Raw genomic sequence first — 15,666 nt, forward strand, 5'->3', positions numbered from 1 at the left:
CCTTTGCATTGCGGACAGGAAACCAAATGCCCTACCAGCGCTACGTTCGTCCCGCAGAACTGCATCACTGAAGATCCCTGTAACACGACCCCACCATGAGAGGTTTTGTCGCCTTGTAAAATCACGGCTTTCCCTGCCATACGCCCACCATAGTTAGTATTTTCTTAATAGATTACAGGATGTATGCATTTGAAAGAAGTCGAAATTTCTACATCGTTCAGACCAAAGCCTGACTAGACTCGGCGGGTTCCTGCTTCGATGGGCGGCCTGACTGCACCATCCCTCCACAGGCAAGCACGGCATGTCCTGCCGCTAAAATGTTTCGAGCACCGTTGATATCCGCGTTCCTGCCATATCCGCACTCAAGGCACTCGAATCTACTTTGTGACAGCCGGTTCTCTTTCGCTGTATGACCGCAGCAGGCGCAACGCTGGCTGGTATATGCCGGAGGTATCGCCAGAACCTCACCTCCGCGCCACTGCTGCTTGTACTCAAGCTGGCGGCGCATTTCATCCCAGCCCTGATCCAGTATCGAGCGGTTCAAGCCTGGTTAGTCGGAAAAACGCACCTTATATCCCCGCCCTGAAGGTCGGGGTTTTACGACGCACCTGATAATATTTTAGCTTGGCCAGAATCATAATTTTAACAATCCAATGCGGGGTGTACATCACCACGGTAATGCAGCCCCGCACTCATCCTACCTAGCTAGACACCAACTGCACCACCACCAGCCTGCCGCCTTCCTCGGTGGAAAGCACAAACTGAGCGCCGTCGTTCAGCGCCAGCTTGTCACCGATCGCTACCGGGGTTTTATCCGGCAAGGAGAGCAGCCCGCTGATGCCTTCATTTACCAGCCACCACCGATCGTTATGGAATACGAAATAGCCCACGCGTTTTTTCTGCGCGTCCGGCGTACGTTCGTTGGGGGCGATCAGGCGGTTAACGTGCCAGGCATAAATCGATTGGCCGCTCCACACCATCAGGCGATGATCGTCGGGGCGGAAGCTCCCGGCTTTACGTGAGGAGTAAAGGTTCAGGATCGGCAGCTTGCCCTTGAACGGCGTACCGCAATACGGGCAAGCCGGGCGGTTTTTACCGGAGAACACATACCACTTCTGTTCGCAGGCCGTATTTTGGCACGGTTGGATGAGGTCGACCGTTTTCACCAGCGCCGTTTCCCACTCATCGGCGGTTGGCCGTCTTGCGGGTTCGTGCAGGCCCTCAATAAACGCCCTTTCAAACAGTGGCGTCAGGTAGGGGCCCATAATGGTGTAGGGCACTTTCTGCGGATCGGCCCAAGGTAACGAAGAAGGGCTGACCTGGTTGAGTTTGACCGCATTGCTGTGGTCCGTCGGGTGTTCAATAAACAGCGCTTTTTCACCCATCGCCAGCGATTCATCGCGCATCTCATCGTCCATGTCATGGATCTTGCCGCCGCGCAGCGGGTGGCGGAAGAACAGGTACATGTAGATAAGGACGGACAACGCATGCCTGTCGGTGGCGATGCTTGGCAGTATGCGCTGTGGATCTTCTTTCGGTAGATGGCTGGTTTTCACCACTTCCGGGGCAATAAAGTCCGGCGTGCCGACCACGTCCGGTGGATATTTGCCTGGCACCACCAGCCCGTCGACGTCGATGATGCAGGCGTGGCCCTGCTCGGGGTCGATCAGCACGTTTTTATAGCTCAGATCGCTATGGCACAGGCCAGCGGCGTGCATACGCCGGACGGCCCGGGTCAGCAGCAGGCACACCTTCAGGTAATTCAGGGTATTGCCACGTTCGCGTGGATCCAGGAACTTGTTCTGGTTATTGGCGCTGGCAAACCATTTGCCTTCCTTCTCGCGGCCTTTAATCCCCAGGAAGTCATTATTCTTTGAGCCGTACTTGAAGAAGAAGTGGCTCTGGTAGGTGGGCACCACGATGCCGATTTTGCCGTCGTGTTCCACTATGCTGGTGGGCCAACAAAACAGCCCTTGCCAGTAATCGCCGCCGGATTGTTCAAAGATGTTCTGCCGGTAGCGGCCAGTGATCATCTCGATGCGCTCTTTCGCCTGCTCGTTCTGCGGCTTTTTATAGAACGCGACTACGTATGACTTATCCGGCGAAAAGTAGACGTCCTTCATCGAGCCGGAGCCGATGATCTCATCGACATACTGGATGGTTTCACCATCCCTGGTGGTACAGGTAACAATATTTGCCATTTCACTCACCCGCTATGTAGTCCAATCCATTCACCACGCCACGATTAGGGTCCGATCGTCGTGATTGCCCGGGGAGAAGAAGTTCAGCCATTCGGCCAGCCGCTCTGCGGGCTGCGAAGGGTCGCTCAGGCAGGGTGTCAGCTCCGCGATCAGATCATCCCATTTCTGGCTATTTTGCAGGCCATTATCCGTTTCAAACCGCGGATCGGAGACGCCGTCTGTCATCAGCACCAGATGAGAGACCTCGGTCCATTTTCCGATGCTGATGCGCTTACTGAAGTTCGCATCGTTCACGGCATCGGCATCCAGGAAACGCGTTTGGCCCGCATACTCACCGCTGTCTGGCGTGCCCAGTACGCGCACTTTGCCCACCGGCCCGTAGGCCGCAATGGCACCGTCGCCCAACCAGAAAGAGGCGGCGAACAGCTCGGCCCCGGTACGGAAGGAAACGGTGACCAGCAGCGTGGTCGAATAGGATTTGGCGCTCTCTTCGGCCCGGATGGATTCATTGCTGATAGTGTTGACGGCCATGATCGCGGCCTGACGGAACAGGCGATTAAACGCCTCCCAGACTATACGCTGATCGTCAGTTCCCCAGTTTTCAACGCAGGCTTTGAGTTCCCGCCCTTTGTCGCTATTCAACAGGGTCGTCAGGTAGTCGCCCACGGTTTGAGTCGCGATACGCGAACCCTCGCGCGAGTTTTTAGCACTGCCCGCGCCATCCGCTACCAACAGGATGTTCCAGCCGGTATCGCTATTGCTGGCAATGTAAAAGTCATCATCGCGGAAGGTGCCCGCATGCTCGTGTGAACGCCCCCTGCGGCTGGCCGCCACGATGTTCACGCCAGGCTCCAGGATCTGCTGATGGGCGATATGCGGTTTGAAATAGCGCGAATCGGCAGGCGGCTCGAGGATTTTCCACAAGCTGCGCGGGTCGGGGTTAACGATAAAGGGAACTTGGGTGGAGCATTGCGGCGCAGCAGGGCAGGACCAGGTGACCGTGATGTCAAAGTCGCCGCTTTCGGTGGCGGTTCCTGTCAGTGAGGAAGTCGCCGGATCAAAGGTGATGCCGATAGCTTTGGAGAACGCAACGGCCAGCACTGCTGCCTTGGTACCATCATCCAGCACGATATCGATTTCAGAGTGGAAGGGGACGCCGGTGCGGGCGTTGGCCACGTTGATTTTTGCCTGTGGTTGAACGTTCTGCAGCGTGCTGATTGGGGTTGCGGTGCCGGACGGGATCTGGCCTGGCTTCAGGTTTTCTTTGGCGCTTTCTTCAGGCAATGCGGCATCTCCTTGCTCTTCCAGTGGATCAAACTGTGCTTTCTGCCAGCCCTCAGAGGCTTGCAGATCTGCGGTTTCTGGGGCGGCAACAGGGATGTCATCGCTCTTGGTGAGTACCACTTTAGGTTCGTCGGCCAGGGTATCGTCATTGGCAACTAACGGCGGTGTTTCTGTCGTCTCAACCGTTGCGGGGGTCTTGGCCGTCACTTTCGTGATGAGGTTGGTCAGCAAGGTGCCGATCTCATCATCGGCTTGCAGGCCGGCAAGCTGGGCGTCATCCGTCGTTGCGCCAGTTTCTGCCAGGATCAGCATGAGCACGTTCTGGCGCAGTTTCTCCACGTCTTGCATCAGCCTTTCCCCCGCGTCACGTCGAAATCAGAGTCGCCGCCGTTTTCCCTGAACGTCAGCCCCTTATCGCACCATGGGCAGATAACGTCATCGGGTCCGTTGACACACAGCAGTTTGCCGCAGGTACACATTGCAAACGCACTGGCGTTACCGCAGTACGGGCAACCCGGTACGCCGTGCAGTTCGCTGGTGTTGACCTGAATAGCGGATGCCGACTCGTCGCTCCAGGCAAAATAATCCTCATCGATCGGGAAGCAGCCGCTGAGGTTAAAGCCGTTGATATTGAGCTTGAAATCCAGCGTGGAGAGGTTAACGGCCGGGCGTTCATATTTCATCAGGTAGGGGCGGCGTGACTTGTTGCAGCGGCCCGTCAGGGTGACGCAGTTCTCGTCGTAGGCTCTGGTAATATCGTCTTTGGCCAGCCGCACTATATGATCGGTATGGGTGAGTAGCGGAGGCGCATCTTCCCCTACGCTGCGGCTGTGCGCGGAAACCGAAGCGGTGATCCACTTGATGAACTGCGCGAAATCCCCTTCCTGACTGTCGGTGAACAGTAAGACGTTATCGGTCAGCTGCCGCAGGATGTTCATATCCGCAGAGGGGCCAAGGCCGATGGCGATCAGGTTGACCTTGTTGGCGTAGTGTTCTTTCCAGCGCTTGATTTCGGGGGCGGTATCGTCCGTTGGGCGGCCATCGGTGAGCAGGTACACCACCGGTTTCCAGTCGCCTTTGCGTTCCTGGGTGGTCTTTCTGACCTGTTGATCCAACTGACGGGTCAGTTCCCGCAATGCCGCGCCCAGGTTGGTGCCACCGCCGATCGGCAGGCGAGGGGGATAAAACGACACTACCTCCACCAACGGAACGATGGTTTTTGCCACCCCGGCGAAGGCGATCACCGATATCCAGGCGGTCTCAAGCGCATGGGGGTCCTTTTTCAGGTCGCTGACGATCCTTTGCAGGCCATCATTCATTTTCTTCAGGCTTTCCCCGATCATGGACTCTGAACAGTCCAAGACCAGGAAGATGGGCAGTCTTCTCATGGTTACAAACCTCGTCAGGCGGATGCTTCTTGCAATGCGCGTGAAAAAACAGGCAAAGCTCCGGGTAGAGGCTTTGCCTGTTTGCTACAGAACCAGCTGTATTTCCGGCGGTGGTGGCGGGAGGTCATCCTGCCCGGTGTTAACACCCGCACTGGAACTGCCTGACGCGACGCTGGCCGACACCCATTTGAAGAAGCTGGAAAATGCCGTTGAATCCAGAGTTTCGAGGGCCACGACCTGAGAGGTCAGTTGTTTGAGGTGTTCATGTTTGGCCTTCGATCCTACCGCACAGGCGATAATGGAGCCAAAGGAACGCTTTTTGACTTCTTTGATCGCCTCGCCATAGGCATGGCTGTCTGACGGAGTGCCATCGGTCATCAGGAATACCAGTGGCCGCCAGTCGCCTTTCTGATCGCCATCGGAACGGTGGATATCCCGATCCACGCACTGGATCAGGCATTCAAGCGCGGCCCCGGTGAAGGTGCCACCCGCGCTGGGGACGACAATGTCGGTGAACTGGAACTCTTCCAATGAGGTTAGCGGGATAAACTCCCGGGCTTCGTTATCAAAGGTGATGATGGAGATATGCACGCTTTCCAGCGCATACGGATCCTGGCGCAGCGCGCTCATCATTGACTGAATACCCACGTTAACGGCATGAATAGATTCCCCGCGCATCGATCCGGAGGTATCAATCAACAGGTAAACGGGTAATCTTCTCATTGTAGGTAATTCTTCAAGTGGGACACGAAGGAGTCGGAATCGGAAGGTTCACCAATCGCATTCAGCTTCCAGCCGGTGCTTTCACGCACCAACTCGGCAAACAGCATGGAACGCTGGCCATCAAAGGCGGCCCCGCCTGAAAGATCGAAACGCGCCATTTCCACGTTTTTGGCATCTACCGCACGGATAAAGGCATTTTGCACCTTGCCGAAGTGCTGTTTCAGTTCCTGGCCGTTATAAATCTGCACGATAAAGACGATTTTTTCGTACTTGGGATCGAGGGAGTTCAGTTGGGCGATAATCTGCTCGTCATCACCGTCGCCCGCGCCGGTGCGGTTATCGCCGGTCAGCCAGATGTGGCCAGACTTATGGCGCAGGCTGTTGAAGAAAATGATGTCCCCGTTGACCAGCGAAGGCCGCCCGTTTTCCACATCGCCCAGATCGGCGACTTTGCCTTGGGCATTACACAGGAAGGCGATGACGTCGAGATCATACTCCGGCTCTTTCTTGCCAAACAGACCACCCAGCAGGCCTTTCTTCTCTTCATTGATATCCCAGCCGAGCCCGATGGTGACTGAGGAAAGGTCGTGTTCGTTTTTACGCAGGCTGACGCTTTGTCCTTTACGTAAACTGACTGACATAAAATCTCCTTGATGATGTTTTATAAAACAACGTTAACTTCGGGTGGTGGTGGCGGTAAATCGTCCAGGCCAATGACTTCCTTTTTGCCTGACTCGACTTTCTGGCTGCCGACGGAAATGCTGGCCGACACCCATTTAAAGAAGGCTTTGATCGAGGTGGAGTCCGCCGTATCCAGCTGGAGGACGATCTCGGTGATTTCCTGTAGCACTTTGGTTTCGGCGCTGTGGCCGGCGGCACAGGCAACGACCACGCCGGTTCTGGCGGCTTTAAAGTCGCTGACGCCTTGGCGCCAGTCATCCGTTGGTGAGCCATCGGTCATGATGAACACCAGCGGGCGCCAATCGCCTTTGGTCTCGGCGGTGGTTTTCTGCACTTCGTTGCTGATGCTGGTGGCGACCAAGGAGAGGGCTTCACCCAGTGCGGTGGTGCCGCTGGCCACCAGTTCTGGCAGCTTGAAGCTCAGCAGGTCGGTGAGGGGCACAGCCTGGCGTGCGGAGGAGTCGAAGGTAATGACGGAAACATAGGCGGTTTCAAGGGCGTAGGGATCTTGTCGCAGGGTGGAGAGCAGCGTTTGCACCCCATTTTTGACCGCTTCAATGGGTTCGCCCGTCATGGAGCCCGAAGTATCGAGTAACAGATAGACCGGAAGTCTTCTCATCGTATTCCCTTATTGAGTGCCTAGTTTTTACATAATAAGTGTTCTGGTCGTTATCTCAACAGAAATACCCACGTTTGCAGGAGTAGATTTGTTGATTTTGCGATCGCTTTCTCCCCTCACCCCAACCCTCTCCCACAGGGAGAGGGAGCCAGCGCGGAGTTGGTATCAGATGAGGGAGTTTATCGGTGGGGGCGCACCCTACGACGTGAACCGGGTGAGGTTTGTGGGGACGTATCCGGTGTTGAGGTCAGATGTGGGTGTTGATCTATAACAGAGCTGATATAGAGGATGCCGTTGAGTTGTAGCACGGACAATCCCCTCTCCCACAGGGAGAGGGAGCCAGCGCGGAGTTGGCATCAGATGAGGGAGTTTATCGGTGGGGGCGCACCCTACGACGTGAACCGGGTGAGGTTTGTGGGGACGTATCCGGTGTTGAGGTTAGATGTGGGTGTTGATCTATAACAGGGCTGATATAGAGGATGCCGTTGAGTTGTAGCACGGACAATCCCCTCTCCCACAGGGAGAGGGGGCCAGCGCGGAGTTGGCATCAGATGAGGGAGTTTATCGGTGGGGGCGCACCCTACGACGTGAACCGGTTGAGGTTTGTGGGGACGTATCCGGTGTTGAGGCCAGATGTGGGTGTTGATCTATAACAGGGCTGATATAGAGGATGCCGTTGAGTTGTAGCACGGACAGTCCCCTCTCCCTGTGGGAGAGGGTTAGGGTGAGGGGTGTTATGGTTTCTGCTTGCTGGCCTGAATGCTGCGCACCAGGTCGTCGATACAGCGCTCGACAACCATATCCACCGCTTCGCTGCGGGTCGTTTCGGTGATTCTGGATAAGCGGTCGATTTTGCGTAGCACCGACATTTTCAATGACAGGGATACGGCTTTCTTCTTCTCTTTATCCAGATAGACTCGGCTGACGGTTTCGCTGGTTTTCAGCTCCGAGTTAGCCACCAGCGCGTCGTGCATACGGCGAAACGTCTTCTTGTCTAAAAGCCCAGGTACAGTCAGTTGATAGGAGTGAGTGGCCTTGCGGTATTTGATCTCCGCCTCATAGGAGCCTCTCAGTTCCTTAAGCACGCGCGTTAGGGTCGGACCCGAGCAGTCTAACTCGGAGATGATCTTGTCTGCAGATATGGGTTTACCCGCACTGAGCAAAAGAGCCAGCTTATAGATCCGTTCCTGTCGCGTATTAAGTTGCATGATTAATGACTGCCTGCGTTGATGCTAAATCGGTGGCTTCCCTGGGATGACTCGCTGGCAATTCCATATACCTGAGCACGCGCCAGGATCTCTGACGCCCAGCGGCGATGCGTTGCCGGTTCGCACATGGTTCCCTGCGATTTAAATACTGCCTGAGAGGAGTTTAGGATCCGCAGGGCATCGGTATGATCGTTGGGCTGAACCATCAGCGCCTTTTCGATCTTGCCGATCTGATTCGGGTGGATCGCCGTCTTGCCGACCAGGCCATGGGCGATATCAAGCGCCAACTCCCTATCCATCACCTGATGATCGTCAATATGCTCACAAACCGGTGCCGTCAGGGCGAAATCACGCGGGGAAAATACGGCAACCAGCATTTTTATCACATAACCCATCGGGCCGTCATACAGTGTCAGGCTGCGCGGCCTTCTGAGCGCCACCACGTTCATCAGATCGTTACCACCGATGCGCAGCGCGATAATGCGCCGATAGCAAGGGTGGTGATGCAGGGTGGTGGCCAGCTCACGCATTTGCAGCACGTCAAACACTTCTTCTGTCTCAAGCGTGGGCATCATGCACAGGTGCGAGTCCTGCATCAGGTTCCACCAGTAAGGCAGCGAAGCCAGCGTGAATTTGGGCAGCACAAAGCCGTCCACTGCGCTGAAATCCATGCTCGCCAGCAGTTGTTTACCCATTTCTTTATGGCGAGGCCGCACGAACACCAGTGGCCAGTGGGCATTGCCCTCTGCGGCCTTGGCTTTGGCCAAGGTTTGGGTGAGTTCGCGCAGGTTGTCCAGCGCCTGGGGAATATCCTCGTCACTGACTGCGTCTTCCAGGCAGACGATCAGCGAACGTAAACCGGCGATCTTGTTATTGAGGATCGCATCGGCGATATCCGTTCTGGTAGCGGGCATATAGAGTGAAGCACCCAGCCGCCAAGGGGAAAGTCGTTGGTTCATTAGAGCACCTTCTTGATAATTGTCACCGCACGGTACTGCCCGATCTCATCACCGACTTCGGTAATGGTCAGCCCCTTTTCGCGCGCCAGATAGACCAGCAGCGCAACGTCGGGATCGTCTACCGCACGGACCAAGACGTGATCCGGTACTCTGCGTAGCACGGCTCGTGTAGCCTCTGCGATCCCTGGTTTAATTCGATTAATACTGGCAACCTGATATTTTTCGGCGAGGTGGTTAACCACCTTCTCACTTTGTTGTTTCAGGTAAGCCTTTCTGTCGGCATCCTGGGTGCAGGACGCTATGCCTGCCCTATCCAGCCTGGCGCGATACTGTGCCACGGTATCCACCAGCAGACGGCTGCATTCAAACCGGGCGAGATGATCGCATTGTACGCAGCCATGCAGACCTTCGTTTGACCAGATAGAGCGTGAGATCATGCCGGAAACCGGTGCGCCCATAATGCCAAACGGGATCAGCCAGTCGTCGTCGCTGGCGGCCAGCCACGAACACCCACACGGGTCGGCAAGCACCACCAGGCGGGGCTGGGCAGGATAACCGGGCCGGTTGTTGAGGGAGCGGATCAGTTCGCCAGTAATGGCACCTTTGCCCGTCCAGCCATCGACAAACACTATCCCTTCGGTGCCGTGACGCGCCTCGATCCAGTCGAGCGCCACCGAGTCGATGCCCCGGTCGCGGATGATGCTGATGCCGTAATGATACGATTCTTTGCCCATGGCCCGCAGCGTTTGCTGGAGCATCACCCCCAGCGGAACACCGGCACGCACCAGGCTGGCCAGCACAATTGGCGTATCGCCGAACCGTTCAATCAGCGCAAGGGCCAGCATCGAGACTTCTTTTGCCAGGCGTCCTGCTCCCTGATCGAGTGCGCGGGCAAACAGGTCGAGGTGTGAAGGGGTCGGCTCCGGCTCCTGGCTCAACATTTCCGAGTAGTGACGGGCACCGGACTGGATCAGCTGTTCTTTCTGATCGACCGGCGTCATTTCCATTTCTACCGGTTGCAGCAGAAAGTGAACGTCCTCGGGTAGGTAGGAGCCGGAAAAGGGCACAAATTCAGACATATTACTGCTCTCCGAAAATATGGCGGGAGATCGCTTCGGCGAACTGGCTCTGGCGCGGCAGGCCAAACCAGGTGCAAAGCTTCATAAAACGATGATCGCTGAGGCTGTCGCCCAACCCGATAACCGGGAACACACCGCGTTCAAGCCGCAGTTTTTCCAGCAGGAAGGTGACGGCCAGCCCTTTCTCTACCACGGTCGGCAACCAGGCAACGTTGTTGCTGTTACGGTGGACGTAATAGCCGCTGGTAGGGAACAGTTGTTCAATCTCGTCGGCGATGGCGTACAGCTCGTCCAGGCGGGTGCTGTCGCGGTGTTTCATCACCAGATAGACCGGCGTGTCGCCGTATTCATAGTTGATACGCGCCCAGCCATTGATGTGGCGTTCGGCCATCAGCTCAGTGATCTTGCGCTGCATGGCCAGCAGATCGGCGGCGTAAGGATGCAGCTTTTCCAGCATCAGCGCCTGCCATGCCGGATCCGCCTGACCCTGCGGATTGAGGATCACCGCACCGTGTGTGGTGACGGCCCAAGACTTGAACGGGATACTCACCCGGGCAATCTCTTCTGTTCCCCGCGCAGTAACCGGGATAAGCTCGGCATGCTCCAGCATCCAGTCCACCAGCATCGACTGTTCTTCGGTCATAAAGCTGCGTGGCTCCAGGCTGCGATCCAAGGCCCCGGTGCGATACGGGGCCAGGTCTAGCTCATCGACCATCTTGCGGCGCGTCTGGAACAGGGTGTCGTCCAGATCGGAGAAAATGACCGGCTTATTCATAGCAAACGACCTCAACGCTAGGGGCGACCTGTTTTAACGCCTCAATTAACGCGGGATCAACGCTTGCCGCAGGGGTTTCGATACACAACAGGATCCGGTCAAACTGCTGGTGGGCGACGTTGTAGACAAAGTTGGGGATGCCCAGCCCATAGTTATCGCCAAAGGCGATGGCGGACTGGATGGCGAACCCGGTGGCAATCGGCGAACGGGTAGTGGAGCTGAATTTAACCTCGGCCCCCTGTTTTTCCAGGCGTTCAGCCAGCAGGAAGGGCTCCCAGACAAATTCGCTGCTGCCCAGCACCAGTAATTTCTCCCCTGGATGCGCCTGAATATCGCGCCCCAGATCCGCACTTGGCGATGAGATGCCCAAGCGGCCCCAGCTTTGTTTACCGGTGATCGGTACGCTACCGGTGGCGGTTACGTTGACTGCAGGCATCACCGGCACCGGAGCATCGGGATTTTTTTCCCAGTGCCAGTCACCTTGAACCAATGACACGTACTGGATGGGGATCGGGCTGCGCTGGGCTAGCGCGTCGCCGCTCCAGTCGGTCAGCGTCACGGTGATGGCGCGGGCAATGTTGTGTAACCCGGCATCCTGCTGTAACGCCTGTAGCAGGTTGATAAAGGTGTTGCCGGTGGTGGCCTCATCGTCGATCAGCACTACGGTTTTGGCTGCCAGCACGCGGCGGCGCAGTTCGGCATCCTGTGGCAGATAAAGCAGGTGGTCGGTGGCGTGGCTGTGATTTTCTTTGAATTCGCACAGCAGCTCACCCCCCTCTACCGGGTGACGGGTGGACGTTAGGTACACCGGGTCGCTAACGCTGCCCCGGACTTCGTCAAACACACCGGCCCCGAAGCCGACGGCGGTTTCCGCCATGCCGATAAACAGCACCGGGCCTTGATCACAGGCCGGGAACAGCGCGGCCAATTGCTGATAAACGGCGCGCATGATGCTCGGCTTCACCGGAATATGGCGGCCCAACACTTTACTGACGAACAGAAACGCGCGTTTCGGGTTGCGCCTTTCGGCTACGTCAAAGAGTTCATCCAGCGCGATCGTGCCGCCCGTTGGGGTTACTTTCAGCGTGCCGCAGGACAGCGTGCGGGAATAGGTATTTAGCATGGGTTAGTCCCTCACCAGCAGATTGTCGAGCACGGGGTGATATCTGACGACATCGGTAATAGAACGGACGATCGCTGGGGAGAATGCGGCTTTGGCCTCATCAATCACTGCCTGCTGGCTCATCACGCCTAGCTTATACAGGGCGAACAGGCCCGGCAGATTGACGCCGCTGAAACGGGTATAGCCGATACCGCCCGACGGGCGCAGGTTGATTTCCAGCAGCACCGGACGCCCGCTTGCGTCGTTGCGGGTCTGCACGTTGACCAGGCCGTCGGCCTGCATTGCGGTAGCGCAGGCTTTAGCGAGCTCAAACGCCTCGCCGTGGTTTTCCAGATATTGCAACGCCCCTTCTTTTCTGCGTGCGACAGCGGCCAGCACCGTACCCCGATCAACCAGCATGTCGACGGAGTATTCAGGGCCAGGCAGGTAAGGCATCAGCACCAGTGGCTCAAACTCGCCAGCGTCCGCCAGCGCATTGAGGTAGCGCTGCGGGTTCACTTTGCGGTTTTCCGGATGGGTAAAGGCGGCCATCGGGCCCACGCTTTCATCAAAACGCCAAAATCCCATGCCATAAATACCCTTCACCGGTTTGACGCACAATTGCGCGCCAGAGAAAGGGGAGCGACCAATCAGATCGCGCAGCTCGGCCACCGACTCAATGCGCAGGGAGGGGACGACCGGCAGCCCCTGTTGCTCCATGTACTGGGCAAATGCCACTTTGTCATCGGCCAGTTCAAACATCGCCTGGCTGCTGGCACCGGTGGTCAGTGTGACACCGGCAGCCTCGATCTGCTGACGATGGGCTTCGAACCACTGCGTGTTGCGGCCCGTGTGGATGGCGTTGATGCCGCACTGTTTCACCGTAGACAGAATGAAGGGTAGCCGTTGTTCGTCTTCTTTCGGTTCGAACAGGGCGATGTCTGCCTGGGAGAGGATCTCGTTACGTTCATTACGGTGTGAGGCCACCACCGTCACGGCAGTTTGCCTGGCTTTCACCAATGAAACGATGCCTTGAATAATATCCCGCTGGGAAGATAAACCTTCCATAAGCCACATTTTGAGTGTCATTTTTTGATTTTTTACCGTTCTAGGCTTGATGGTTAAAAGGATCGCTGTGGGTTGAGGCCACCCGCTAGCGATGTCAATCATAACATGATGTCAGTCGAGAAGTGAAAACATACGTTGAAAAGTGGCATTAAATGAATGTTATAGCCAAGGGATTACCAAATATTAAAAAAATAAATTCTTTTAAAATATACGGTTAGATAATATTGAGTGGATGGAAGGCAAAAATGGGGTTGTGCATGAACACCATCATGATATGATTTTCTACTCATGGGATTTGGTGTAAAAAAATCACTGTTTTCAATACCAACTTGAAGGAACTTAAACCATGGTGTCATTAACCAAGAACCAGACCGTTTCGCTCAGCAAGCAGTCATCTGCCATCAACCAGCTGCACTTCGGCCTGGGGTGGGATCCGATTAAGAAGAAAGGCGGTCTGCTGAGCAAAATGTTCGGCGGTGGCAATGATGCCATCGATCTCGATGCTGGCTGCGTATTGCTGGATAAAGAGGGCAATGCCATCGACACCATCTGGTTCCGTCAGCTTAAGTCTCGCTGTGGCGCAGTGGTGCACAGCGGCGATAACCTGACCGGTGAAGGCGATGGTGATGATGAAGTCATCCTGGTCGAGCTGGCAAAACTGCCTGCTCAGGTGGAATACCTGGCCTTTACCGTCAACAGCTTCCGTGGGCAGTCGTTCAACGATGTGGAAAACGCGTTTTGCCGCGTGGTCGATCAGGCCAAAAAGGAACTGGCGCGTTATGAGCTGAAAGAGCAGGGCGCTCATACCGGCATCGTGATTGCTTCACTTCGTCGTAACAACGGCCAGTGGGACTTTACCGCGCATGGCAAAGCCTGTAGCGGCAGAACCATTGATGACATGCATGCAGACATTGTCGCTACCGTGGTGCGCTAATGAATATGACTCCGGGGGCCAATGCCCCAGTTCCATCTAAACTATTAACGGTGCGCGTGCTGTCTGGCGCATCGGTCGATGCCTCCGCTTTCCGCCTGTATGCCGACGGTAAAGTGAAGGGCGACGCGGACATGATCTTTTATGGTCAGCCCAAGAGCGATGACGCCACGGTTGCCCTGACCCATGAAGGCCATAATTCCAACTTCGCGGTAGACGTCAGCCGCTTGCACCCAGACGTGCAGAAAGTCGCCTTTACGGTGACCTGTGAAGGGGCTCAAACCGTCGCGGGCCTGCAACGTTTGCTGATCCAGATTGAAGCGGATAACGAAGTGCTGCTGGTGGGGACCGTTGAGCTGAATGGCCGCCAGGAAGCCGCATTGATCCTGGGTGAGCTTTACCGTCGCAACAGCGAATGGAAATTCCGCTTTATCGCTCAGGGCTTCAACGGCGGGCTGAAACCGCTGGCAGAGCATTTTGGTGTGGACGTGGCGGATGCTCCGGCAGCGGCTCCTGCGCCAACGCCTGCGCCGGCCCCAACGCCGGAGCCAGCCAAAATCAGCCTGAGCAAAGTGTCGTTAACCAAAGAAAAACCGGCCATCAGCCTGACCAAGCGGGATAACTTTGGGGAAATCCGTATCAACCTGAACTGGCATCGCGGTAGCGGTCCGACAGGGTTACGGGCAATGTTCAGTTCGAACAAGGGCGTCGATCTCGATCTCGGGGCGTTTGTTGAAATGGCCAACGGGGAAAAAACGGTGATCCAGGCGCTCGGTAAGCGTTTTGGTGACTACAACCGCGAGCCGTTTGTCCAGCTGCAAGGCGATGACCGCACCGGTGATGTTTCTGACGGCGAATGGCTGCATATCAACGGGCGCGAATGGAAACATATCCGCGAAGTGCTGGTGTTTGCCTTCATCTACGAAGGGGTCGCGAGCTGGGATAAAACGGACGGCGTTGTGACGTTGCACGTGCCAGACCAGCCACCGATTGAAACCCGCATGTCGGAAGGCCAGAACAACCGCAACATGTGTGCCATTGCGCGCCTGGTTAACGAGAACGGTAGCATCAAGGTTGAGCGTGTTAACCGCTTCTTTAACGGTCACAGTGACATGGATCAGGCTTTCGGCTGGGGTTTCAGCTGGAGAGCAGGGTCAAAGTAATCAATTTCACAGAGGATTTTACCATGAGTTTTTTCAACAAGGTTAAAGGGGCATTCAATGCCAGCCGCGACGAACTGACCAAGCAGGTTGGCCGTTTCAAGAACAAAAAGTTCATGCAGGGTACCGTGGCCGTTTGTGCACGTATCGCCGTGGCCAGCGACGGCGTCAGCTCTGAAGAAAAACAGAAGATGATTGGGTTCCTCCAGGCATCTGATGAGCTGAAAGTGTTCGAGACCGCTGAAGTCATCGAATTCTTTAACAAACTGATCGCCAGCTTTGAATTCGATGTCGAAATCGGCAAAGGCGAAACCATGAAGTACATCCTGGCGCTGAAAGATCAGCCGGAAGCGGCCCAACTGGCCATCCGTGTGGGTATCGCCGTAGCCAAAAGCGACGGTGACTTCGACCAGGATGAGCAAAAAGCGGTACGCGAAATCGTGGCTGCTCTGGGCTTTGATGCGGCCGAATTTGGTCTTTAATGTAAC

The 15,666-nt window shown here is 56.0% G+C and carries 16 protein-coding genes and 1 pseudogene; 3 read left to right on the plus strand and 14 right to left on the minus strand.

The features are described from left to right. The 14 genes and pseudogenes from ABIE29_RS13655 to ABIE29_RS13720 all read right to left on the minus strand — a co-directional run. Nucleotides 1-140 (minus strand): PAAR domain-containing protein (locus tag ABIE29_RS13655; protein ID WP_429619448.1); only part of this gene is annotated, 140 nt, incomplete at its 3' end. A gap of 77 nt (nt 141-217) precedes the next feature. Then, a pseudogene (locus tag ABIE29_RS13660) lies at nt 218-547 on the minus strand (RNA-guided endonuclease InsQ/TnpB family protein); the annotation flags it as partial. 154 nt (nt 548-701) lie between these two features. Beyond that, nucleotides 702-2,201, minus strand: a complete 1,500-nt coding sequence (locus ABIE29_RS13665) for a helix-hairpin-helix domain-containing protein (RefSeq protein WP_429619315.1) — start codon at nt 2,199-2,201, stop codon at nt 702-704. A gap of 30 nt (nt 2,202-2,231) precedes the next feature. Then, entirely contained in the window at nt 2,232-3,833 is a 1,602-nt protein-coding gene (locus tag ABIE29_RS13670) for a PP2C family serine/threonine-protein phosphatase (protein ID WP_429619316.1), read from the minus strand. Beyond that, nucleotides 3,833-4,873: a TerY-C metal binding domain-containing protein gene (locus ABIE29_RS13675; RefSeq protein WP_429619317.1), complete on the minus strand. Its 1,041-nt coding sequence runs from the start codon at nt 4,871-4,873 to the stop codon at nt 3,833-3,835. The genes ABIE29_RS13670 and ABIE29_RS13675 overlap by 1 nt, the downstream gene beginning before the upstream one ends. Before the next feature lie 84 nt (nt 4,874-4,957). Continuing rightward, nucleotides 4,958-5,596, minus strand: a complete 639-nt coding sequence (locus tag ABIE29_RS13680; RefSeq protein ID WP_429619318.1) for a vWA domain-containing protein — start codon at nt 5,594-5,596, stop codon at nt 4,958-4,960. Continuing rightward, on the minus strand, nt 5,593-6,237 hold the full coding sequence (locus ABIE29_RS13685) for a TerD family protein (protein ID WP_429619319.1): 645 nt from the start codon (nt 6,235-6,237) through the stop codon (nt 5,593-5,595). The genes ABIE29_RS13680 and ABIE29_RS13685 overlap by 4 nt, the downstream gene beginning before the upstream one ends. 20 nt (nt 6,238-6,257) lie before the next feature. Next, nucleotides 6,258-6,896 (minus strand): vWA domain-containing protein, encoded by a 639-nt coding sequence (locus ABIE29_RS13690; RefSeq protein WP_429619320.1) that lies wholly within the window; start codon nt 6,894-6,896, stop codon nt 6,258-6,260. Between the two features lie 734 nt (nt 6,897-7,630). Beyond that, nucleotides 7,631-8,104, minus strand: coding sequence for a tellurium resistance protein TerW (locus tag ABIE29_RS13695; RefSeq protein WP_429619321.1), 474 nt, complete (start codon nt 8,102-8,104; stop codon nt 7,631-7,633). A 2-nt stretch (nt 8,105-8,106) separates the two neighbouring features. Beyond that, complete coding sequence (locus ABIE29_RS13700) at nt 8,107-9,063, minus strand: HpcH/HpaI aldolase/citrate lyase family protein (RefSeq protein ID WP_429619322.1); 957 nt, start codon at nt 9,061-9,063, stop codon at nt 8,107-8,109. After that, complete coding sequence (locus ABIE29_RS13705) at nt 9,063-10,142, minus strand: cysteine protease StiP family protein (RefSeq protein WP_429619323.1); 1,080 nt, start codon at nt 10,140-10,142, stop codon at nt 9,063-9,065. The genes ABIE29_RS13700 and ABIE29_RS13705 overlap by 1 nt, the downstream gene beginning before the upstream one ends. Nucleotide 10,143: 1 nt before the next feature. Continuing rightward, entirely contained in the window at nt 10,144-10,917 is a 774-nt protein-coding gene (locus tag ABIE29_RS13710) for a hypothetical protein (protein ID WP_429619324.1), read from the minus strand. Further along, on the minus strand, nt 10,910-12,040 hold the full coding sequence (locus ABIE29_RS13715; protein ID WP_429619325.1) for a phosphoribosyltransferase domain-containing protein: 1,131 nt from the start codon (nt 12,038-12,040) through the stop codon (nt 10,910-10,912). The genes ABIE29_RS13710 and ABIE29_RS13715 overlap by 8 nt, the downstream gene beginning before the upstream one ends. A gap of 3 nt (nt 12,041-12,043) precedes the next feature. Beyond that, nucleotides 12,044-13,108, minus strand: a complete 1,065-nt coding sequence (locus tag ABIE29_RS13720; RefSeq protein ID WP_429619326.1) for an ATP-grasp domain-containing protein — start codon at nt 13,106-13,108, stop codon at nt 12,044-12,046. 325 nt (nt 13,109-13,433) lie between these two features. On the opposite strand from ABIE29_RS13720, the gene ABIE29_RS13725 reads away from it, so the two are divergent. Genes ABIE29_RS13725 through ABIE29_RS13735 form a run of 3 tightly spaced genes read left to right on the plus strand, consistent with a single transcriptional unit; the run spans nt 13,434 to nt 15,660 of the window. Beyond that, nucleotides 13,434-14,021, plus strand: coding sequence for a TerD family protein (locus ABIE29_RS13725; RefSeq protein WP_429619327.1), 588 nt, complete (start codon nt 13,434-13,436; stop codon nt 14,019-14,021). Next, a complete protein-coding gene (locus ABIE29_RS13730; RefSeq protein ID WP_429619328.1) occupies nt 14,021-15,181 on the plus strand; it encodes a TerD family protein in 1,161 nt (386 codons plus the stop codon). Before ABIE29_RS13725 ends, ABIE29_RS13730 begins: the two co-directional genes overlap by 1 nt. 23 nt (nt 15,182-15,204) lie before the next feature. Next, on the plus strand, nt 15,205-15,660 hold the full coding sequence (locus ABIE29_RS13735; RefSeq protein WP_429619329.1) for a tellurite resistance TerB family protein: 456 nt from the start codon (nt 15,205-15,207) through the stop codon (nt 15,658-15,660). The last annotated feature ends 6 nt before the right edge of the window (nt 15,661-15,666 follow it).

The sequence above is a fragment of the Serratia sp. 2723 genome (genome assembly GCF_050434425.1).
In the GTDB taxonomy this organism is placed as follows: domain Bacteria; phylum Pseudomonadota; class Gammaproteobacteria; order Enterobacterales; family Enterobacteriaceae; genus Chania.

What these genes read in the sequence shown, in the direction of transcription:
- ABIE29_RS13720 (WP_429619326.1), bottom strand. Translation starts at nt 13,108, where the DNA reads ATGACACTCAAAATGTGGCTTATGGAAGGTTTATCTTCCCAGCGGGAT.
- ABIE29_RS13705 (WP_429619323.1), bottom strand. Translation starts at nt 10,142, where the DNA reads ATGTCTGAATTTGTGCCCTTTTCCGGCTCCTACCTACCCGAGGACGTT.
- ABIE29_RS13665 (WP_429619315.1), bottom strand. Translation starts at nt 2,201, where the DNA reads ATGGCAAATATTGTTACCTGTACCACCAGGGATGGTGAAACCATCCAG.
- ABIE29_RS13715 (WP_429619325.1), bottom strand. Translation starts at nt 12,040, where the DNA reads ATGCTAAATACCTATTCCCGCACGCTGTCCTGCGGCACGCTGAAAGTA.
- ABIE29_RS13690 (WP_429619320.1), bottom strand. Translation starts at nt 6,896, where the DNA reads ATGAGAAGACTTCCGGTCTATCTGTTACTCGATACTTCGGGCTCCATG.
- ABIE29_RS13725 (WP_429619327.1), top strand. Translation starts at nt 13,434, where the DNA reads ATGGTGTCATTAACCAAGAACCAGACCGTTTCGCTCAGCAAGCAGTCA.
- ABIE29_RS13710 (WP_429619324.1), bottom strand. Translation starts at nt 10,917, where the DNA reads ATGAATAAGCCGGTCATTTTCTCCGATCTGGACGACACCCTGTTCCAG.
- ABIE29_RS13735 (WP_429619329.1), top strand. Translation starts at nt 15,205, where the DNA reads ATGAGTTTTTTCAACAAGGTTAAAGGGGCATTCAATGCCAGCCGCGAC.
- ABIE29_RS13670 (WP_429619316.1), bottom strand. Translation starts at nt 3,833, where the DNA reads ATGCAAGACGTGGAGAAACTGCGCCAGAACGTGCTCATGCTGATCCTG.
- ABIE29_RS13700 (WP_429619322.1), bottom strand. Translation starts at nt 9,063, where the DNA reads ATGAACCAACGACTTTCCCCTTGGCGGCTGGGTGCTTCACTCTATATG.
- ABIE29_RS13680 (WP_429619318.1), bottom strand. Translation starts at nt 5,596, where the DNA reads ATGAGAAGATTACCCGTTTACCTGTTGATTGATACCTCCGGATCGATG.
- ABIE29_RS13685 (WP_429619319.1), bottom strand. Translation starts at nt 6,237, where the DNA reads ATGTCAGTCAGTTTACGTAAAGGACAAAGCGTCAGCCTGCGTAAAAAC.
- ABIE29_RS13675 (WP_429619317.1), bottom strand. Translation starts at nt 4,873, where the DNA reads ATGAGAAGACTGCCCATCTTCCTGGTCTTGGACTGTTCAGAGTCCATG.
- ABIE29_RS13730 (WP_429619328.1), top strand. Translation starts at nt 14,021, where the DNA reads ATGAATATGACTCCGGGGGCCAATGCCCCAGTTCCATCTAAACTATTA.
- ABIE29_RS13695 (WP_429619321.1), bottom strand. Translation starts at nt 8,104, where the DNA reads ATGCAACTTAATACGCGACAGGAACGGATCTATAAGCTGGCTCTTTTG.